The organism is Saccharopolyspora hattusasensis, from assembly GCF_050972075.1.
GTDB classification, from domain to species: Bacteria; Actinomycetota; Actinomycetes; order Mycobacteriales; family Pseudonocardiaceae; genus Saccharopolyspora; species Saccharopolyspora hattusasensis.
In genome coordinates this window covers 8,673,390-8,692,863 of record NZ_JBPCDC010000001.1, presented here as the reverse complement: position 1 = coordinate 8,692,863, position 19,474 = coordinate 8,673,390, and the positions used below count along the sequence as shown (strand labels likewise).

The window sequence follows — 19,474 nt, the reverse complement described above, 5'->3', positions numbered from 1 at the left end:
GGAGGCGTGCGCTCAGGCGGCGGAAACGCGGTCGCGCACCGCCAGCCGGTAGCGGCGGGCGATCAGGTCGATCACCTCCGGGTGCACGCCGATCGGCTCGGCGACGCCAGCCGTCGGCAGTTCCGCGAGCCGGCGGTGGAACAGCCCCGGTGCCAGCAGGTACGGAGCGATGTAGTCCGCCGGGCCGCAGATGTCGGCGGTCGCGGGCGAGGCGGTAGTGACGTAGCTCGGGGTCAACCACCGGCCGACGCGGCGGCCGAGCAGGCGCGCCGCGGCGCGCACGTCGGACAGCGCCCGCTCGTCCGACGACCCGGCCGCCGCTAACACGACCCTGTCCCCAGGTTGCCAACCGGCGGCGACCAGCCGCCGCAGCATCGCCTCGATGATCTCCGGGGCCGGCCCGAGCGGGGCGCTGACCACCACGTCCTCGCGCCCGCTGGCGGCGATCTGCTCCGGCAAGTCGGTGCGCACGTGGTAACCGGCCGCGAGGAACGCGGGCAGCGCGACCACCGGTCCGTCGACCCCGCTCAGGGCCGCTGCGACGGTCGGGCCGATGACGTCCACGTACGCAACGTGCACCGGCACTCGTAGGCGGTCGGCCGCAGCGTCGGCGAGGCGTTCGACCACCCTCGGCCCGGCGGGATCGCGGGTGCCATGGGCGACCAACAGCAGCGGGGGAGTCAGGGTTGCGGATCGACGCATCGCGGGGCATCCCTCATCGGTTCCAGCGGAAGTCGGTATCCGCGCTTGATCACGGTCTGCACCAGCTCGGGCGCGCCCAGCGCGGCCCGCAACCGGGCGACGGCCTGTTCCACGGCGTGCTCGTCGGGCACATTCCCGGCGCCGCTGAGCGCCTCGGCCAGGCTGCGCCGCGAGACCACCCGACCAGGCCGCTCCGCGAGCGTCTGGAGCAGCGTTCTGCCCTGCGGAGAAAGCGGTTTCACCACTCCGTCGACGACCGCGGCGTGCCCGCGGACCTGGAGTTCCCGGCCGCTGACCGGCAACATCGGCGAGCGGCTCGGCAGCGCGTCGCACAGCGAGCGCACCAGCGCGCCGATGCGGAACCGCTGCGGGATCACCGCAGGCACGCCGTGATCGGCCAGCGGCGCATGCGTCACCGGCCCGACGCAGGCGACCATTACTGGCCCGCGAAGGGCGGCGAGCAGCTCGTCCCGGCAGCGCCGCTGGGCGGCCAGCGACAGCATGCTGGCCGCCGCGGGCGCGCTGGTGAACGTCACCGCGTCGATCTCCCGCGCGCACACCGAGGTCAGCAGGCTGTCCAGCGCGGTGATGTCGGCGGGCGCGGTCCACCGGTAGACCGGGATCTCGATGACCTTCGCACCCGCGCAGTGCAGCGCCTCGACGAAGTCCGGCAGCGGCTGGCCGTGCAGCTGCACCGCGACCCGAACACCGGCCAGCGGCCGGTCGAGCAGGTGTTCCAGCAGCTCTGCGGAGGATTCCGAGGTAGGCGACCATGGGTCGGGCAACCCGGCGGCGCGGACCGCACCGCGCGCCTTCGGCCCGCGGGCCAGCAGCTGCGCGGGGCGCAACGCCTCGAGCAGCTCGGTGCCCATGCCCCAGCCCTCGGCCGCCTCGATCCAGCCGCGGAAGCCGATGCCGGTGGTCGCCACGACCACGTCGGGCGGGTCGGTGATGCAGTCGTGGCTCGCCCGGCGCAGCTCGGTATCGTCGGCCAGCGGGAGGATCCGCAGCGCGGGGCCGTGCACGACCCGCGCGCCGCGGCGCTCCAGCAGGGAACCGAGCTCGTCGGCCCGCCGCGCCGCGGTCACGGCGACGGTGTAACCAGCGAGTTCGTCGGTCAAGGGACAGCGACCTCCACCACGTCGGCCCGGCGGCGCACCGGATACACCGGCAGCCGCGCGTCCGGGTCGTCCAGGCACTGCCCGGTCCGCAACGAGAAGACCTGCTTGAGCATCGGCGAGGCGACCGTGGGCTCGCCGTCGCGGTCGCCGACGATCCCGCGGCTCATCACACCCGCCCCGCAGAACGGGTCCACGTTGCCGACCGCGAACAGCTCGTCGTCGCGGGTGCGGAACAGCGCCACCGGGTGGTCCCGGACCAGCGCGGGCAGCCCGTACTCGGGCCGCAGCAGGTCGAGTCCGCAGATCTGTTGCCAGTTCATGTGAGCACCTTCTGGTTCGGAATGGCGGGCATCGGCAGGGCGACCGGGCCCGGCCGGATCTGGCCGCGCTCCTGGACGAAGCGGATCGTCGGGTCCGGCGCGTCGGGAGCGTTGACGAAGGACACGAAGCGGGCGAGCTTGCCGGGATCGGCCAGCACCCCGGCCCACTCGTCGGCGTAGTTGTCGACGTGGCGCCGCATCGCGGCCTCCAGTTCGGCGCCGATGCCCAGGGAATCCTCGACGACCACCTCCCGCAGGTGGTCCAGCCCGCCGTCCAGCGACTCCAGCCATGCCGAGGTGCGCTGCAGCCGGTCGGCGGTGCGCACGTAGAACATCAGGAACCGGTCCACGAGCCTGATCAGCTGCTCGTCGTCGAGGTCGGCGGCCAGCAGCTCGGCGTGCCGCGGGGTGAAGCCGCCGTTGCCGCCGACGTAGAGGTTCCAGCCCTTGTCGGTGGCGATCACGCCGAAGTCCTTGCCGCGCGCCTCGGCGCATTCGCGGGCGCAGCCGGAAACCCCGGCCTTGATCTTGTGCGGCGCCCGCAGGCCCCGGTAGCGCAGCTCCAGCCGGATGGCCATGCTCACCGAGTCCTGCACGCCGTAGCGGCACCAGTCGTTGCCGACGCAGGACTTCACGGTGCGCAGCGCCTTGCCGTAGGCATGGCCGGATTCGAACCCGGCGTCGACCAGCCGCCGCCAGATCAGCGGCAGCTGCTCCACCCGGGCCCCGAACAGGTCGATGCGCTGCCCGCCGGTGATCTTGGTGTAGAGGCCGAACTCCTTGGCGACCTCGCCGAGCACGATCAGCTTGTCCGGGGTGATCTCGCCACCGGGCACCCGGGGCACCACCGAGTACGTGCCGTTGCGCTGCATGTTGGCCAGGAACCGGTCGTTGGTGTCCTGCAGCCCGGCCTGCTCGCCGTCGAGGATGTGGCCGTGGCCGAGGCTGGCGAGGATGGACGCGACGGCGGGCTTGCAGATGTCGCAGCCGCGGCCGGTGCCGTGCTTGCCGATCAGCTCGGAGAACGAGCCGATCGCGGTCGCCTGGACGATCTCGAACAGTTCCGTGCGGGACTGGGGGAAGTGCTCGCACAGCGCCTTGGAGGTGCTGACACCGCACTCGGCGAGCAGGTTCTTCAGCATCGGCACGCACGACCCACAGCTGGTGCCGGCCTTGGTGCAGCCCTTGATGCCGGGCACGTCGGTGAGCCCCTGCTCGGCGATCGCCGTGGTGATGTCCTCTTTGGACACGTTGTTGCACGAGCAGACCGTGGCGTCGGCGGGTAGCGCGCCGGCGTCGACACCGGAGCCGGCGGGCAGCAGCAGTTGTTCCGGCGGGGCGGGCAGTTCGCGGTCGATCAGCGGCCGCAGCACCGAATACGCGCTGGCGTCGCCGACCAGCACGCCACCGAGCAGGATCCCCGCGTCGTCGCTGAGCACGAGCTTGGCGTAGGTCCCGGCGGCGTTGTTGGCGTAGACGACCTCCAGGGCCCCTTCCGTCTGCCCGTGGGCGTCGCCGAAGCTGGCGACGTCGACGCCGAGCAGCTTGAGCTTGGTGGACAGGTCCGCGCCGGGGAAGGTCCCCTCGCCGAGGGAGAGCAGTTGCTCGGCGACGCCCTCGGCCATGCTGTAGCCGGGCGCGACGAGGCCGTAGCAGCGGCCGTCCACCGCGGCGCATTCGCCGATGGCCCAGATGTTCTCATCGCTGGTGCGACAACCTTCGTCGACCAGGAAACCACCGCGTTCCGCACGCTCGAGCCCAGCGAGTTCGGCGAGCTCGTCGCGCGGCCGGACCCCGGCGGAGAACACCACCACATCGGTGTCGATCACGGTGCCGTCGGCCAGCGTGACGCTGCGGACGCGGTCCTCGCCGTCGATGGACTTCGTGGCGGCGCCGCAGTGGATCGCCAAGCCGAGGTCGCCGACCAACCGGCTGAGGACCTGACCGCCGCCCTCGTCGACCTGCAACGGCATCAGCCGCGGAGCCATCTCCACGACGTGCGCGCGCATGCCCAGCAGCCGCAGGGCGTTGGCGGCCTCCAGACCGAGCAGACCGCCGCCGATGACCACCCCGGGCTTGCCCTCGATCGCGGCGGCGCGGAGGGCGTCGAGATCCTCGATGGTGCGGTAGACGAAGCAGCCGTCGAGGTCGTGGCCGGGCACCGGCGGCACGAACGGCCGCGAGCCGGTGGCCAGCACCAGCGCGTCGTAGGGCAGCTCTGAACCGTCCGATGTGGACACCGTGCGGGCGGCCCGGTCGATGCCGGTCGCGGCCGTGCTCAGCCGCAGGTCGACCATCGGGTCGTCCAGCAGCTCGTGGCTGGCCAGGCTGAGGTCCTCGGCGCTCTTGCCGTCCAGGTAGGACGACAGCGCCACCCGGTCGTAGGCGGCCCGGGGCTCCTCGCCGAGGACGACGATCCGCCAGGTGTTGTCCGCGTCGCGCTCCCGGAGCGTTTCGACGAGCCGGTGTCCGACCATCCCGTGGCCGACGACGACGAGCGTGCGGGTCATAGGTACTCCAATCGTCGGGGGAGGCTTTTGTCGAAGGTGGCGGGCAAGCTCGGTTCAGCATTCGAGCCGCGCGCGCAGCATTGTCGGTTGCGGCCGGTATGTTGATCGCGATGTCTCGGCATCGGTTGTTGCCTACAGGCGCCCAAGAAGCTGTGCTGTTGACGCATTGCGCGCACGCGAGATTCGTTTGGAACCTCGCGGTTGAGCAGCATGCCCACTGGCGGCCAGGGCGGCTTTCGGCACCTGGTTACAACGAACAAGCTCGTCAACTGACGGAGGCGCGAGCGGAGTTCGCGTGGCTGCGCGCCGGTTCGGTGACGGTGCAGCAACAGGCGTTGCGAGATTTTCATCAAGCGCTGGCCAACTTCTACGCCGGCACCCACCGTCGTCCGATGTGGCGCAAGGCTGGGCGGAATGAAGGTTTCCGTCAGGTAGGCGTTAGACCTGAGCACGTCCAGAAGCTGAACCGCCGTCTCGGGCAGGTGTCGGTTCCGAAAATTGGTTGGGTGAGATTCAGAAGGTCCCGAAATGTTCCGGACAGCGTAAGCTCCTACCGGGTCACCAAGGACGTATCGGGGCGGTGGCATATCGCCTTTGCCGCCAAGCCGGATCCAATTCCTTCGCCCGGTAACGGGCGAGTGGTTGGAGTGGATCGTGGAGTGATGGTATCGGCGGCGTTGTCCACCGGGGAGATGCTTCGGTGTCCCGGGTCGACGATCGGGGAAGAGCGGCGACTTCGGGCGCTCCAAAGACGTCTGACGCGTTCCGCCAAGGGCACGGCCGATCGGCCCGGTTCCAAGGTCCGGCAGAAGGCAGGGCTGAACCGCGGAATCCTCGCCCACCGGTGGGGGATGCTGGTTGCTCGTTTGGCTGAAAAAGCTGTCGGTCGGGTGGAGAAGGTCAAAGCCGGGTACACATCGCAGCAGTGTTCGGACTGTGGCCATGTCGCATCGGAAAGCCGCAAGAGCCAAGCGGTGTTTCGGTGCGTGAGCTGCGGGTTCAGCTGCAATGCCGATGTGAACGCGGCATGCAACATCGCCGCCGGGCGGGCGGTGACAGCACGGGGAGACCTCGCCGTTGGGCGGTCTGCGAACCGTGAACCTCAACTCGCTACCTCCACTGCTTAGCTTGGTTGGTTGGGTTGGAATCCCCGGAATTCATTGCGGGGAGCACGTCAAGCCGCGCCCTCCTTCTGGTGTTCGATGCGGTCGGCCAGCGCGCCGCAGATGCGGCCGACGTCGTCGACGCAGCCTCCGCAGCCGGTGGTCGCCCGCGTTGCCCTGGCCAGCTCGGGCACCGAGCGGGCGCCGCCTTGCCAGGCGACGGTCAGGGACTTCTTGGTGACGTTGTTGCAGCGGCAGATCACCGCGTCGTCGGGCAGTTCGACAGGTCTGCCGGACACCGCGGCCGGGGTGCCCAGCAGCAGCGCGAGGCGGTCGCTGGGCACCGGCAGGTCGCGGTCGTGCAGCTGGCTGACCGACGCGATCGCCTCCGGGAAGCCGAACAGCACCGCGCCGGTGATCCGCTCGTCCCGCAGCGCGAGCTTCGCGTAGCGACCGCGGGCCGGGTCCGACAGCGTCACGACCTCGGCGTCCGCGCTCTTGAGGCAGTCGACCGAGCCGATCGAGACGAGGTCGATGCCGCGGGCCTTGAGCCGGGTGACGCTGCGGGTGCCGCGGTAGCAGGCGTCGCCGCCGGTGAGCAGCACTGCCAGCGCGTCGGCCTGTTCCCAGGCCGAAGAGATCAGGCCGGGCGTGTCGCCGTCATGCTCGGCGCAGTCGCCGATGGCGTGAATCCGCGGATCGCTGGTGCGCAACTGGTCGTCGACGACGATCCCGCGCTGCACCGGCAACCCGGCCCGCACCGCCAGTCCGGTCTCAGCGGTCACCCCGGTGCACGCCACGACCACGCTGGCCGGCACGACGTCGCTGCTGTCCAGGATGAGCCGACCGCGCCGATAGGCCATCGCCCGGCGGCCCAGATGCAGGTCCACGCCGAGCTTTCCGAGCCGCTCGGCGAGCAACCGCCCCCCGGGCTCGTCGAGCTGCCGGTGCATCAGGTGCGGATTCGGGTGCACCAGCGTCACGTCGTGGCCACGGGCCAGCAGGGCCCGCGCTGTCTCGACACCGAGGATTCCACCGCCCAGCACCGCGACCGGGCCCGCCGCGGAGCCGATACGTGCGCAGTCGGCGAGCGTGCGCAACGGCTGGAGGCGATCTCCGCCCAACCCGGGGATTTCCGGCATCCTCGGCCGCGAGCCAGTGGCCACTACAAGGACGTCGTACGGGTGTTCGTCACCGGCGTCGGTGCGCACCACGCGCCGGGCGCGGTCGATGTCGGTGGCGGTGACCCGCAGGCGCACCTCGGCGTCCAAAGCGGGCAGTGCCACAGTGGACGGAGTCAGCGTGCGGTCCAGCACCGCGCCGAGCAGGACCCGGTTGTAGGCGGGGTGTTCCTCGCGGCCCAGCACCGTGATCGGACCGGTGTGGTCGTGCGCGCGCAGCCGCTCGACCAGCCGGTGCGCGGCGGGCCCGTTGCCGACGATAACGATGCGGCTCATCGGGCGTGAACCTCCTCGGCGGGTTCGATCCGGACGGCGCTGACCTTGAACTCCGGCATCCGGCTGCGCGGGTCCAGCGCGTCGCCGGTGAGCAGGTTCGCCCGCGCCACGCCGGGGAAGTGGAACGGCAGGAACACGGTGTCGGTGCGCATCGTGGCGACCACCCGCACGCGCGCCAGTGCGCTGCCGCGCGGGGACGTCACCTTGGCCATGGCCCCGTCGGCGAGACCGGCGCGGTCGGCGGTGTCCGGGTGAATCTCGACGAATGCCTCGGGCGACGCCTCGTTGAGCTCGGCGACCCGACGCGTCTGCGCCCCGGACTGGTACTGGGCCAGCACGCGACCGGTGGTGGCGGTCAGCGGGAACGCTTCCTGCGGCGTTTCGGCTGGATCGCGGTGGTCCACGGCGGCGAACCGGGCCAGCCCCCCGGGATGCGCGAACCCGTCGAGGAACAACCGCGGCGTGCCGGGATGTTCCGGGTGCGGGCACGGCCAGTGCAGGGCCTCGCCGGCGTCGAGGCGGTCGTAGGTGATCCCGGCGTAATCGGCCTTGCCGCCGGCCGATGCACGGCGCAGCTCTTCGAAGACCTCGCGAGGCGAGGTGGGGTAGCGGTGGCCGGGCTCGCCGAGCCGGACCGCCAGGCCGTGCAGCACTTCGAGATCGCTGCGCGCATGGCCGGGCGGGACCTGCAATCGGCGGCGGCGCAGGATGCGGCCTTCGAGGTTGGTCATGGTGCCATCCTCTTCGGCCCACTGCGTCACCGGCAGCACCACATCGGCCAGGCTGGTGGTCTCCGACGGCACGAAATCGGCCACCACCAGCAAGTCCAAAGCGGACAGGCGCTTCCCGATGTGGTTGGCGTTCGGGGCCGAAACCACCGGGTTGGAGCCGAAGACCAGCAGCGCCCGGGGGCCGTCGGCGGTGCCCAGCGCGTCGAGCAGCTCGTACGCGCTGCGCCCCGGGCCTGGCAGCACGTCCGGCAGCACGCCCCAGGTCTCGGCCACGTGCGCTCGCGCTGCCGGATCGGTGATCATCCGGTAACCGGGCAGCTGGTCGGCCTTCTGGCCGTGCTCGCGCCCGCCCTGCCCGTTGCCCTGCCCGGTCAGGCAGCCGTAGCCGCGACCGGGGCGGCCCGGCAGGCCGAGCGAAAGGGCGAGGTTGATGAACCCGGCCACGGTGTCGACGCCCTTGCTGTGCTGCTCGGCGCCGCGACCGGTGAGCACGTAAGCACTTTCGGCCTCGGCGAGCATCCGCACCGCCTGTCGCTGTGCGGTCACCGGAACCCCGGTGACGCGCTCGACGCGCTCCGGCCACCAGGCCGTCGCCCGCTGCCACGCGGCGTCGAAACCGGTGGTCCGGTCCTGGATGTAGGCGGCGTCGGTCCAGCCGTCGACCACCGCGATGTGCAGCAGCCCCAGCGCCAGGGCCAGGTCGGTGCCGGGAGCGGGCCGCAGGTGCAGCGCGGCGCTCTCGGCGGTCGCGGTCCGGCGCGGGTCGATGACCACCAGCTGCGCGTCGCGCAGGTGCTGCATCAACGGTGGCATGGTCTCGGCCGGGTTCGCCCCGGCCAGCAGCACCACGTCGGCTCCGCCGAGATCGGTGACCGGGAACGGCAGCCCCCGGTCGACCCCGAAGGCGGCGTTGCCCGCGGCCGCGGCCGAGGACATGCAGAACCGGCCGTTGTAGTCGATCTGGCTGGTGCCCAGCGCCAGCCGGGCGAACTTGCCGAGCAGGTAGGCTTTCTCGTTGGTCAGCCCGCCGCCGCCGAACACGCCAACCGCGTCCGGTCCGTGCTCGCGCCGGATCCGGTCGATGCCGGCGGCGACGGTGCCCAGCGCGGTGTCCCAGTCGACAGGCGTGAGCTCGCCGCCACGGCGCACCAGCGGGTGCCGCAACCGGTCCGGGACGTCCAGCAGGGCCGGCGCGGTCCAGCCCTTCTGGCACAACCCGCCCCGGTTGACCGGGAAATCCGTCGGCCGCACCGACACCCCGCGCCGTTCCCGCGTGAGCTGGGTACCGCACTGCAGGGCGCAGTAGGGGCAGTGCGTGGCCACGGTCCGAATGTCAGGCACGACCGGCCTCGGCCTTCGACGACTGCTGGGCCGGGAGCGGCCGCGGCGCGGCGGTGTTCTTGAGCGCCCCGCGCAGGTACACCGCCCAGGTGACGATGCCGCAAACCACGTAGTAGACGAGGAACGTGATCAGGGCGGCGTCGCCGTTAGCGGCCTCGCCGCCGTAGGAGGAGCGGAAGGCGAGGTTGATGCCCACGCCGCCGAGCGCGCCGATCGCACCGGCGATGCCGATCACCGCACCGGACATCCGCCGGGTCCGGGCGAAGGCCGCGACGGCCTCACCGCCGTCGGTCACGTCGTCCTCGGCCTCCTTGGCGAAGATCGCCGGGATCATCTTGTAGGTCGAGCCGTTGCCGATGCCGGTCAGCACGAACAGCACGATGAACGCCGCGACGTAGAGCGCGAAGGAGCCCTGCGACGACGCGAACAGCAGAGCCCCGGTGCCCGCGGTCATGCCGGCGAAGGCCCAGAGCGTGACCCGGGCACCGCCCAGGCGGTCGGAGAGCCAGCCCCCGAAAGGCCGGGCGATCGAGCCCATCAACGGGCCGAGGAACGTCCAGCTCGCGGCCTGCAGCGGGGTGAAGTCGAACTCGGTCTGCAGCACCAGGCCGAAGGCGAAGCTGTAGCCGATGAACGAGCCGAACGTTCCGATGTAGAGGAACGAGATCCACCACGTGTGCTTGTTCGCGGCGGCCTCCCGCAACGCACCGGGGCGGGCCCGCACCGCGTCCACGTTGTCCATGAACAGCGCCGCGCACAGGACGGCGACCACGATCAGCGGCAGGTAGATCGCCGCCACGTAGGACGGGTGGGTGTTGCCGGCCGTGGCGATCACTAGGAGGCCGGCCAACTGGATCGCCGCCACGCCGAGGTTGCCGCCGCCGGCGTTGAGCCCCAGCGCCCAGCCTTGGTGGCGCTGCGGGTAGAAGGTCGTGATGTTCGTCATCGACGAGGCGAAGTTGCCGCCACCGACCCCGGCCGCGGCGCCGATCAGCATGAACACCCACAGCGGCGTGCCCGGCTGCTGCACGAAGTAGAACGCCAGCGCGGTCGGCACCAGCAGGACCGCCGAGCTGAAGATCGTCCAGTTGCGGCCGCCGAAGCGGGTCACTGCCGCGGCGTAGGGCAGCCGCAGCACCGCGCCCACCAGGTTCGGGGTGACGACCAGCAGGAACTTCTCCGCCGCGGTGAACGGCAGGCCGATGCTCGGGGACATGAACAGCACCAGCACCGACCAGATGCTCCAGATGGAGAAGCCGATGTGCTCCGACAGGATCGAGAAGATCAGGTTCCGGCGCGCCACCCGCTTGCCGGTGGACTCCCAGAACCGCTCGTCCTCCGGGTCCCAGCCCTCGATCCAGTGGCCTCTGCCGGCCAGAGCTCTCGTGGTCAACTCGGCTCCTCTCGTCGGGTTCCCCCGAAGGTAGGAACCGGGTGTTTCGTGCGGGCTCATCGATCGTTACCACGATGCAAACAGGCGTTCACCTGCCCTGGTCCAGGCGGTGTGAGCAGCGGAACGGCGCCCGAGGACACTCCCGGCGGGCGGTCCGTGGCACCGTGGAGTCGTGATGCAGCGAGGCACGGGCCACGGCGCGGACTGGCAGCGCGCTCGCGACTTGTTCGGCGGCGCGCGCCGGATCACCGCCCTCACCGGCGCAGGGGTGTCCACGGCCTCCGGGATCCCGGACTTCCGCGGCCCCAACGGGGTGTGGACCAAGAACCCAGCGGCCCAGCGGCTCAGCGACATCGACAGCTACGTCGCCGACCCGCAGGTCCGCGAGCAGGCGTGGCGCAGCCGCGCCGAGCACCCGGCGTGGCGCGCCGAACCCAACGCCGCCCACCGCGCGTTCGTCGACCTCGACCGCTCCGGGCGGCTGGGTGCGCTGCTGACCCAGAACATCGACGAGCTGCACCAACGAGCTGGCCTGGACCCGGACCGGGTCCTGGAGTTGCACGGCACGATCTTCCGCACGGTGTGCCTGGACTGCGGCGCGACCGGCCCGATGAGCGCCGCGCTGGAGCGGGTGGCCGCGGGTGAGGCGGACCCGCCCTGCCGTTCCTGCGCTGGAATCCTGAAGTCGGCCACCGTCTCCTTCGGACAGTCTCTGGACCCCGGCGTCCTGCGCAGCGCCCAGCGCGCGGCGCTGAACTGCGACCTGTTCGTCGCGGCGGGCACCTCGCTGACGGTGCACCCGGCGGCGGATTTCGCGGAGCTGGCTGTCAGGGCGGGTGCAGAGCTGATCATCTGCAACGCCGAGCCGACCCCGTACGACGACGCGGCGGCCGCGGTGCTGCGCGAGCCGCTGGTCGAGGTGCTGTCGGCCCTGGTCGCCGCGCCGCTGATCGACCCGCCGCGCCCGCTGAGCACTTGGGGCGACCCCGGCACCTGGGGCTGACCGGTCCGAAAGCGGATTTCCATGGTGTGACACTAGTGGTTGATGATGCGCGTGTCGTAGTCGTTTCGAATGGTGCATTCGGGACAGGAGCGGCAAGGTTGCTACCGTCGTGTGACTCCATTCGGCCGATCGATAACCTCCGATCGGGCGCAGCAGCTGGAGGTGACGGTCGTGTCGCGATCCCGAGGGGCGCTCCGCACGCAAAGCATTGCCACGATCATGCTGCTGACCGCCGTAGGACTGGCGGTGTCCGGCACCGCCCTGGCCGTGCCGCCCCCGCCGCCCAACCCCAGCGACGTCGAGCTGAACGCCGGCCGAGCGACGGAGCAGTACACGGCAGGCCAGGTGGGGGAGCTGGCCAACCGGCTGGCCGAGGCCGAGTCACAGCTGGTCGGCCTGCAGTCCCAGGTCGAGATCAAGATGGAGGACGCGAACAAGGCCCGAGTCGATCTCGGCCGCGCGGAGCGCGCCTACGACGACGCACGGAAGGCCGCCGAAGCGGCCGGTGCCGAGGCGGATGCGGCCGCCAGGCAGATCGAAGAGCAGCGTAAGCGGCTCGACCAGTTCGCGGCCAGCAGCTACCGGCAGGGCAGCCGGGTCGGCTCGGTCACGGCCTACATCGGTTCGAAGAACCCGCAGGACGTGCTCGACCGGGCGGTCCTGCTGGACGCGATCAGCGCATCCCAGCTCGACGCCCTGGACGACCTGGAGCGCGCACGGGTCGAGAAGGTCAACAAGGACTCGCTGACCCGAGCGGCCCTGCAGGACGCGGAGGCGAAGCGCATCGCGGCCGACCAGGCGCGCAGCGCCGCCGAATCCGCGGAGCAGGTGGCGATCACGGCGCAGGCGACGCAGGTGGAGCAGGCGCGCCGGCTGGAGACCGATAAGGCGGGCGTCGAGGCGCAGCTCGCCCTGGCGCGCTCCCGCGTAGCGGGTCTGGAAGCGCAGCGCGGCCGGTACGAGAGCTGGCAGGCTGCGAAGCAGCGCGAGGAGGAGGCCGCCGCGCAAGCGGCGCTGCAGGCCGCAGCGAGCGGCGAAGCCGCGTCGGCGGCGGTCGTGGACACGCGGCCTTCGAACAGCCGGTCGGTGGAGGTGGTCGTCGGGCGGGCGCTGTCCCAGCTGGGGGTGCAGTACGCCTGGGGTGGCGGGACTTCGCAGGGCCCGTCGCGGGGCATCCGGGACGGGGGAGTGGCCGACTCGTACGGCGACTACCGCAAGGTCGGTTTCGACTGCTCCGGGTTGATGATCTACGCCTTCGCCGGTGCGGGCGTCGACCTCGACCACTACAGCGGCTACCAGTACCAGTCCGACCGGCGGGTGCCGCTGTCGCAGATGCGGCGCGGCGACATGCTGTTCTGGCAGGACGGCGGCAGGATCCATCACGTGGCGCTCTACCTCGGCAGCGGCAAGATGGTCGAAGCGCCGTACTCGGGCTCGCGGGTCCGGGTCACCGCCGTCCGCTACGGCGGCATCGCCCCGTACGCGGTCCGGAAGCTCTGAGTCGCCGAACGCGGACCGGCTGTCCGTGCGGTTCGGTCTGCTGGAAGCATTGCGCTCGTGGCAGCGGACTTCGCGGCAGTGGTGCTGGCCGGTGGCAGCGCACGTCGGCTCGGCGGCGTGGACAAGGTCCTGCTTCCGGTCGAGGGCAGGAGCCTGCTTGACCGCACGCTCGATGCGGTCGTGGACGCCGAACCGGTAGTGGTGGTAGGGCCTCCGCGCACGACGTCCAGGCCGGTCGAGTGGACGCTGGAAGACCCGCCGGGTGGAGGTCCGCTCGCCGCTGTGCACGCCGGCTTGCTAAAGGTGCCCGCTTCGATGCTGTTGGTGGCGGTGCTCGCTGGAGACCACCCGCATCTGACTTCGGCGACGATCTCGCGCTTGCTGCAGGCGTTGCGCGCCGATCCCGAAGCCTCTGGCGCGGTGCTGGCGGACGATGGTGGAAATCCACAATGGCTGGTGGGGGTGTGGCGGACAGCTGCTCTTCGGGTGTCGATGCCCGCGGAAATCCGCAACGGTTCTCTCCGCTCCGTCTTCGCCCCCCTCGCCCCGCTACGGGTTCCGGCCGCCGGGTCAGAGGCATCCGATGTGGACACTCCGGAAGACCTCCGTCAAGCCCGCCAGTCCCGAAAAGGTAATGGTTGAGGGGTGCCCGTTGCCAAACTTGACAACGGGCACCCCTAATTTTGCTTGTGGCATCTATAACTTCAGTGTCGAATGAAATTAGTGTTCCGGTGGTGCTTCACAGGGGCTACACGGGGGGTGCGGTTGGGTGTGTGTGGGGCATTGCCCCAGTGCGAGCGTACGAGGGGCGCGTGTCAGGATCTTGATCGGCCGGGACGGCCGCATCGACGACGACGACAGGAGGCTGGGAGAATTGACTTTTCTCCTCCCTGAAGGAAGGAGATTCAGTCCTCGCGGACTGAGTTTCCTGCTTCAACGACCGCAGCGTCCCCACCGTGGCGGTTCGGTCTCACACGATCTCACTCAGGCGTTCGGACCGGGGTGGTCCGGGTTCCCGCTCGACCAGCGGTACCCACGTACTTGCTCGGGTGTTCCCACTCGCGTGGGGGTGATAGGTCTCACCTACCGAGATCAAGACTATCAGCGGTCGCTACGCCACCGACACGTGAGATCTGCTCCTCCCCACCCTGAAGGACGGGGCACCCGCCGATTGGAGATCAGGTGACCGAGGTCGGCAACGGTGAGAGCGGGGGCGCCGGAGCCGCGGCGGCGCGCCCGGCGGACCAGGTGAGCACCCCGGCGCGGGACGCGCAGCTGTTGGAGCGCACCGTCTTCGAAGTCAAGCGGGTGATCGTCGGCCAGGACCGGCTCGTCGAGCGAATGCTCACCGGGTTGCTGGCCAAGGGTCACATCCTGCTGGAGGGCGTGCCCGGCGTGGCCAAGACGCTGGCCGTGGAGACCTTCGCGCGGGTGGTCGGCGGTTCATTCTCCCGCCTGCAGTTCACCCCCGACCTGGTGCCCGCCGACATCCTCGGCACCCGGATCTACCGGCAGGGCAGCGAACGCTTCGACGTCGAGCTCGGCCCGGTGCTGGCCAACTTTGTGCTCGCCGACGAGATCAACCGCGCGCCCGCAAAGGTCCAGTCGGCGCTGCTGGAAGTGATGGCCGAGCGGCACGTCTCCATCGGCGGCCGGAGCTTCCCGATGCCCGCCCCGTTCCTGGTGCTTGCCACGCAGAACCCGATCGAGAACGAGGGCGTCTACCCGCTACCGGAAGCGCAGCGGGACCGGTTCTTGTTCAAGCTGCCCGTCGAATACCCGTCGGCGGAGGAAGAGCGCGAGATCATCTACCGGATGGGCGTGGCCGCTCCGGAACCCAACCCGGTGCTCAACCCCGATGAGCTGATCCGCCTGCAGAACGTGGCGGCCGGGGTGTTCGTGCACCACGCGCTGGTCGACTACACCGTGCGGCTGGTGGTGGCAACCCGGCTGCCCAACGACCACGGCCTGTCCGACATCGCCGGCTGGGTGTCCTACGGCGCCTCACCGCGCGCCAGCCTGGGCATCATCGCCGCCTCGCGGGCGCTGGCGCTGGTGCGCGGCCGGGACTACGTGCTGCCGCAGGACGTGGTCGACGTGGTCCCGGATGTGCTGCGGCACCGCCTGGTGCTGTCCTACGACGCGCTGGCCGACGGAATCCCGGTCGAGCACATCGTCAGCCGGGTGCTGCAAACCGTGCCGCTGCCGCAGGTATCGGCGCGGCCGCAGGCGGGCCCGCCTGCTCCGGTCGGCCCCGGTGGTCCTGGTGGTCCCGGTGGTTACGGGCAGCAGCCGCACCTCGGGCCCAACCCGCACCAGTGAGGAGTGACGCAGCGGTGTCGGCAGCACCCCATTCCGGCCGCGACGATCGTCCGTCCTGGGCACCGCCCGCCCTGGACTCCGGACGGCTGGAGGTCGCCCTGCGGTCGCTGGAGCTGGACGTGCGTGGCCGGCTCGACGGCCTCCTGCAAGGCAACCACCTGGGGCTGGTGCCCGGTCCGGGCACCGAGCCGGGCGAGGCGCGGTTCTACCAGCCAGGCGACGATGTGCGGCGGATGGACTGGGCGGTCACCGCCCGCACCGCCGAACCGCACATCCGGCAGACGGTCGCGGACCGCGAGCTGGAAACCTGGGTGGCGGTGGACCTGTCGCCGAGCCTGGACTTCGGCTCGGCGGCCTGCGACAAGCGGGAGCTGGCCGTCGCCGCGCTGGCCGCAGTGATGTTCCTGACCAGCGGCGGCGGCAACCGGATCGGCGCGGTGGTGGACAACGGCACCAGCCCGGTCCGGCTGCCGGCGCGCGGTGGCGCGGCGTATGCGCGGGCGTTGCTGAAGAAGGTGGCCGAGACGCCGCGCGCCGAGGAAGGAACGCGGGGTGATCTAGCGCGGTTGCTGGAGTCGCTGCGTCGACCGCCCCGGCGGCGCGGGCTGGCGGTGGTCATCTCGGATTTCCTGGGGCCGACGGATTGGCAACGCGCGCTGCGCGGGCTGGGGGCCCGCCATTCGCTGCTGGCGATCGAGGTGCTGGATCCGCGAGACCTGGAATTGCCCGATGTCGGCACCGTCCTGCTGTCGGACCCGGAAACGGGCAAGCAGCGGGAGGTGCACACGACCCCGGTGCTGCGCAAGGAGTTCGCCGCCGCCGCTGCGGCGCACCGCGACCAGGTCGCGGCCGTGCTGCGGCGAGCCGGATGCGCGCACCTGTCGTTGCGGACGGACTCGGACTGGATCGCCGACGTGGTGCGGTTCGTGGTGGCGCGCAAACGGGGTTGGTCCGGAGGAGCTGCTTGATGTTGAGTTTGTCGGGATTCACCACACCGTGGTGGTTCCTGCTGCTGTTCGTGGTCGCGGCGTTGGTCGCCGGCTACCTGTGGGCGTTGCGCCGCCGCCGCCGGGACACGCTGCGGTTCAGCAACATGGAGGTGCTCGACCGGGTCGCATCGACCCGGCAGGGCTGGTGGAAGCACGTGCCTCCGGCGCTGCTCGGAGTGGCGCTGGTCCTGCTCACCGTGGCACTGACCGGACCGACCGCCGAGCAGCGGATCCCGCGTAACCGGGCCACCGTGATGCTCACCATCGACGTGTCGCTGTCGATGAAGGCCACCGACGTCGAACCCAGCCGCTTGGAGGCGGCGAAGGCCGCCGCGAAGGAGTTCGCGGACAAGCTGACGCCGGGCATCAACCTCGGGCTGGTGTCGTTCGCGGGCACCGCGACGGTGCTCGTGATGCCGACGACCGACCGGCCCAGCGTCAAGCAGGCCATCGACAGCCTGAAGCTGGCGGAAGCGACCGCCACCGGCGACGGGATCAACGCCTCGCTGCAGGCCATCGACTCGTTCGGGAAGATGGTCGGCGGCCCGGCCGGGGCGCCACCGGCTCGGATCGTGCTGATGGCCGACGGAGGGCAGACGATCCCGCGCGAGATGGACGCGCCGCGCGGTGCCTACACCAAGGCCAAGGAAGCCAAGCAGGCCGGGATCCCGATCTCCACGATCTCCTTCGGCACCAAGCACGGCAGCATCGAGATCGAGGGCGAGCAGGAGTGGGTCGAGGTCGACGACGAGGCGATGCAGGAGATCGCTCGGCTCTCCGGTGGTGAGTTCCACAAGGCTGCCAGCGCCGAGCAGTTGCGCGAGGTGTACGCGACGCTCGGCGAGCAGATCGGGTACGAGACCAAGCACACAGACGCCAGCAAGCCGTGGCTGGTGCTGGGTACGCTCGCCGCGATCATCGCGGCCGGAATCTCGCTGTTCGCCGGCCGAAGGTTGCCTTAGCGACGGGAGCGCCGGTGGGCACAGCAGCGGGTTTTCTGTGGGAGTTCGTGAAATCGCCGACCACGACCGCTGCCGTCGGTCCCAGCTCGCGGTCGCTGGCCGAGCAGATGGTGGCGCCCATCCCGCACCGGGGTGATCCGGTGGTGGTCGAGCTGGGACCGGGCACCGGCGCGTTCACCGAGGCGATCCAGCGCCGGCTCGGCGGCCGCGGACGGCACCTGGCGCTGGAGCTCAACCCGCGGTGGGCGGCCGAGCTGGGGGAGCGGTTCCCGGCGGTGGAGTCGGTGTGCGCGAACGCCAGGGAGCTGCCAGAGCTGTTGCGGCAGCGCGAGTTGCGGGCCGATGTCGTGGTCAGCGGCCTGCCATGGGTGGCGCACGCGCCGGTGGACGGGGTGCCGCTGATCCGGCTGATCGCCCGGTCGTTGGTCCCCGGCGGCGCGTTCACGCAGTTCGCCTACACCTGGACGAGGTGGGCCCCGCCAGCCCGTCGGCAGCTGGCCGACCTGCGGGCCGAATTCGAGGAGACGGTGATCAGCCGGACGGTTTGGCGCAACCTGCCGCCTGCCGTGGCCTACTTGGCCAGGCGGCCACGGCAGGCGGGCCGAGCGCACTGATGGTGACCGAACCGGGGCGGTGCGTTACGTTCCAGGGATGTCGGGTGCGATTGTAGCCGGGTTGGGCGAGGTTCCACTGCTCGTCGAGTTGGGTACCGCGCTGCTGTTCTCCAGCTTGATCGGGCTGGAGCGGGAGATCCGGGCCAAGAGCGCCGGACTCCGCACGCACGCCCTGGTGGGCGTCGGCGCGGCGCTGTTCATGCTGGTGTCCAAGTACGGCTTCGGCGATCTGCTGGTGCTCGACCGGGTCTCGTTCGACCCGTCGCGGGTGGCGGCGCAGATCGTCTCGGGCATCGGGTTCATCGGCGGTGGCTTGATCTTCGTACGCCGCGACGCGGTGCGCGGCCTGACCACCGCGGCCACGGTGTGGGTGGTTGCCGCGGTCGGCATGGCCTGCGGCAGCGGCCTGGTGGTGCTGGCCGCGGCGGTGACGGCGGTGCACTTCCTCGTGGCGATGGGATATCCGCGGTTGCTGCGGTTGATGCGCAAGTCGCTGCGGGAGCCGCAGGTGCTGCGCATCGGTTACCTCGACGGGTACGGCGTGCTGCGCAGCGTGCTGACGCTGTGCACCAGCCGCGGGTGGACTGTGATGGATCTGGAAGTGGAACGCGAGGACACCGACGACGAGCAGCAGCGGACCGCCGTGGTCGCGCTGAGGCTGCGAGGCAAAGCCCCGGCAGCGGCGCTGGTCGAAGAGATCAGCACGCTGCCAGGCGTCCTGCATACCGCGGTCGGGGAGGCCTTCGAACCGGGCTTCTAGCGCCTGTTTCGAAAGTGGTTTGCGTAGCGGCGCGGGTAGCGGCCCCCCTGCGGGAGTTGCTGTGGCCTTCTCGCGCACATGTTCCCCCGACGTCATGAATGCCAATTCACCGCGTCGGGGACTGGCCTCGCCGAGAGCCCTTCGGCGGGCACAGCCCCTGAGAACCCGCGGCGGTGCCAGTTGAGTCCCACACCGCAAGCGGCTGCCGCCGCTTATAAAACACGTCCTATACTCACTTTGCGCTATTGCGGACTTCTTCCATGTCGAGTTCGCGGGCCTGGCGGATGAGGTCTTCGAAGACGTTCTCCGGGAGGGCGCCGGGCTGTTGGAAGACGAGGACGTCGTCGCGGACGATCGCCAGCGTCGGGATGGAGCGGACCTCGAAGGCTCCGGCCAGCTGCGGCTGGGCCTCGGTGTCCACCTTGGCGAAGACGATGTCGTCGTGCTTCTCGGCGCTGCGTTCGAAGACCGGCGCGAACATCTTGCACGGGCCGCACCAATCGGCCCAGAAGTCGATGATCACGAATTCGTTGCCGGAGACGACCTCGTCGAAGTTCTCGGTGGTCAGCTCGACCGTTGCCATCTGATTTCCTCCTGGCTGGTTGCGGGCGTACCCGGGGGAACACGGGGCACCGGCCTCGCATTC

The 19,474-nt window shown here is 70.6% G+C and carries 17 protein-coding genes; 9 read left to right on the top strand and 8 right to left on the bottom strand.

Annotation, left to right across the window (positions count from 1 at the left end):
* Positions 1–12: 12 nt before the first annotated feature.
* The 4 genes from ACRXBZ_RS41285 to nirB are packed head-to-tail and all read right to left on the bottom strand — an operon-like array spanning position 13 to position 4,653.
* Positions 13–702, bottom strand: a complete 690-nt coding sequence (locus tag ACRXBZ_RS41285) for a sirohydrochlorin chelatase (RefSeq protein ID WP_433883706.1) — start codon at positions 700–702, stop codon at positions 13–15.
* Complete coding sequence (locus ACRXBZ_RS41280) at positions 681–1,823, bottom strand: uroporphyrinogen-III synthase (protein ID WP_433883705.1); 1,143 nt, start codon at positions 1,821–1,823, stop codon at positions 681–683. Before ACRXBZ_RS41280 ends, ACRXBZ_RS41285 begins: the two co-directional genes overlap by 22 nt.
* A complete protein-coding gene (gene nirD / locus ACRXBZ_RS41275; protein WP_168588857.1) occupies positions 1,820–2,143 on the bottom strand; it encodes a nitrite reductase small subunit NirD in 324 nt (107 codons plus the stop codon). The genes ACRXBZ_RS41280 and nirD overlap by 4 nt, the downstream gene beginning before the upstream one ends.
* Entirely contained in the window at positions 2,140–4,653 is a 2,514-nt protein-coding gene (gene nirB / locus ACRXBZ_RS41270) for a nitrite reductase large subunit NirB (protein WP_433883704.1), read from the bottom strand. Before nirB ends, nirD begins: the two co-directional genes overlap by 4 nt.
* Before the next feature lie 98 nt (positions 4,654–4,751).
* Between nirB and ACRXBZ_RS41265 the strand changes: the two genes are divergently transcribed.
* Positions 4,752–5,780 carry an RNA-guided endonuclease InsQ/TnpB family protein gene (locus ACRXBZ_RS41265; RefSeq protein WP_433883703.1) on the top strand — a complete coding sequence of 343 codons (1,029 nt, stop codon included), beginning with the start codon at positions 4,752–4,754 and terminating at the stop codon, positions 5,778–5,780.
* 47 nt (positions 5,781–5,827) lie between these two features.
* Here ACRXBZ_RS41265 and ACRXBZ_RS41260 read toward each other — a convergent pair whose 3' ends face one another.
* Genes ACRXBZ_RS41260 through ACRXBZ_RS41250 form a run of 3 tightly spaced genes read right to left on the bottom strand, consistent with a single transcriptional unit; the run spans position 5,828 to position 10,678 of the window.
* Entirely contained in the window at positions 5,828–7,213 is a 1,386-nt protein-coding gene (locus ACRXBZ_RS41260; RefSeq protein ID WP_433883702.1) for an FAD-dependent oxidoreductase, read from the bottom strand.
* Entirely contained in the window at positions 7,210–9,285 is a 2,076-nt protein-coding gene (locus tag ACRXBZ_RS41255) for a molybdopterin oxidoreductase family protein (protein WP_433883701.1), read from the bottom strand. The genes ACRXBZ_RS41260 and ACRXBZ_RS41255 overlap by 4 nt, the downstream gene beginning before the upstream one ends.
* Positions 9,278–10,678, bottom strand: a complete 1,401-nt coding sequence (locus ACRXBZ_RS41250) for a nitrate/nitrite transporter (RefSeq protein ID WP_433883700.1) — start codon at positions 10,676–10,678, stop codon at positions 9,278–9,280. The genes ACRXBZ_RS41255 and ACRXBZ_RS41250 overlap by 8 nt, the downstream gene beginning before the upstream one ends.
* Positions 10,679–10,853: 175 nt before the next feature.
* On the opposite strand from ACRXBZ_RS41250, the gene ACRXBZ_RS41245 reads away from it, so the two are divergent.
* The 8 genes from ACRXBZ_RS41245 to ACRXBZ_RS41210 all read left to right on the top strand — a co-directional run bounded on the left by ACRXBZ_RS41245 (position 10,854) and on the right by ACRXBZ_RS41210 (position 18,828).
* Complete coding sequence (locus tag ACRXBZ_RS41245; RefSeq protein WP_433883699.1) at positions 10,854–11,681, top strand: SIR2 family NAD-dependent protein deacylase; 828 nt, start codon at positions 10,854–10,856, stop codon at positions 11,679–11,681.
* Between the two features lie 171 nt (positions 11,682–11,852).
* Positions 11,853–13,181: an NlpC/P60 family protein gene (locus tag ACRXBZ_RS41240; RefSeq protein WP_433883698.1), complete on the top strand. Its 1,329-nt coding sequence runs from the start codon at positions 11,853–11,855 to the stop codon at positions 13,179–13,181.
* Between the two features lie 57 nt (positions 13,182–13,238).
* Complete coding sequence (gene mobA, locus ACRXBZ_RS41235) at positions 13,239–13,823, top strand: molybdenum cofactor guanylyltransferase (protein WP_433883697.1); 585 nt, start codon at positions 13,239–13,241, stop codon at positions 13,821–13,823.
* Between the two features lie 540 nt (positions 13,824–14,363).
* Positions 14,364–15,503 carry an AAA family ATPase gene (locus ACRXBZ_RS41230; protein WP_168588851.1) on the top strand — a complete coding sequence of 380 codons (1,140 nt, stop codon included), beginning with the start codon at positions 14,364–14,366 and terminating at the stop codon, positions 15,501–15,503.
* A 14-nt stretch (positions 15,504–15,517) separates the two neighbouring features.
* Positions 15,518–16,471 (top strand): DUF58 domain-containing protein, encoded by a 954-nt coding sequence (locus ACRXBZ_RS41225; protein WP_433883696.1) that lies wholly within the window; start codon positions 15,518–15,520, stop codon positions 16,469–16,471.
* A gap of 2 nt (positions 16,472–16,473) precedes the next feature.
* Positions 16,474–17,454 (top strand): VWA domain-containing protein, encoded by a 981-nt coding sequence (locus ACRXBZ_RS41220; protein WP_210435788.1) that lies wholly within the window; start codon positions 16,474–16,476, stop codon positions 17,452–17,454.
* 14 nt (positions 17,455–17,468) lie between these two features.
* A complete protein-coding gene (locus ACRXBZ_RS41215) occupies positions 17,469–18,068 on the top strand; it encodes a class I SAM-dependent methyltransferase (protein ID WP_433883695.1) in 600 nt (199 codons plus the stop codon).
* Between the two features lie 37 nt (positions 18,069–18,105).
* The gene (locus ACRXBZ_RS41210; RefSeq protein ID WP_433883694.1) at positions 18,106–18,828 is read left to right on the top strand and encodes an MgtC/SapB family protein; all 723 of its coding nucleotides are present in this window, start codon (positions 18,106–18,108) and stop codon (positions 18,826–18,828) included.
* 232 nt (positions 18,829–19,060) lie between these two features.
* Here the strand turns inward: ACRXBZ_RS41210 and trxA are convergent, their stop codons facing one another.
* Positions 19,061–19,411, bottom strand: a complete 351-nt coding sequence (gene trxA / locus ACRXBZ_RS41205; protein WP_168588846.1) for a thioredoxin — start codon at positions 19,409–19,411, stop codon at positions 19,061–19,063.
* Positions 19,412–19,474: the final 63 nt, after the last annotated feature.

Bases quoted from the DNA above. Each gene is read 5' to 3' on its own strand.
- ACRXBZ_RS41210 (WP_433883694.1), top strand. From the start codon at position 18,106: ATGTCGGGTGCGATTGTAGCCGGGTTGGGCGAGGTTCCACTGCTCGTC.
- nirD (WP_168588857.1), bottom strand. From the start codon at position 2,143: ATGAACTGGCAACAGATCTGCGGACTCGACCTGCTGCGGCCCGAGTAC.
- nirB (WP_433883704.1), bottom strand. From the start codon at position 4,653: ATGACCCGCACGCTCGTCGTCGTCGGCCACGGGATGGTCGGACACCGG.
- ACRXBZ_RS41285 (WP_433883706.1), bottom strand. From the start codon at position 702: ATGCGTCGATCCGCAACCCTGACTCCCCCGCTGCTGTTGGTCGCCCAT.
- ACRXBZ_RS41265 (WP_433883703.1), top strand. From the start codon at position 4,752: ATGTTGATCGCGATGTCTCGGCATCGGTTGTTGCCTACAGGCGCCCAA.
- ACRXBZ_RS41245 (WP_433883699.1), top strand. From the start codon at position 10,854: ATGCAGCGAGGCACGGGCCACGGCGCGGACTGGCAGCGCGCTCGCGAC.
- trxA (WP_168588846.1), bottom strand. From the start codon at position 19,411: ATGGCAACGGTCGAGCTGACCACCGAGAACTTCGACGAGGTCGTCTCC.
- ACRXBZ_RS41260 (WP_433883702.1), bottom strand. From the start codon at position 7,213: ATGAGCCGCATCGTTATCGTCGGCAACGGGCCCGCCGCGCACCGGCTG.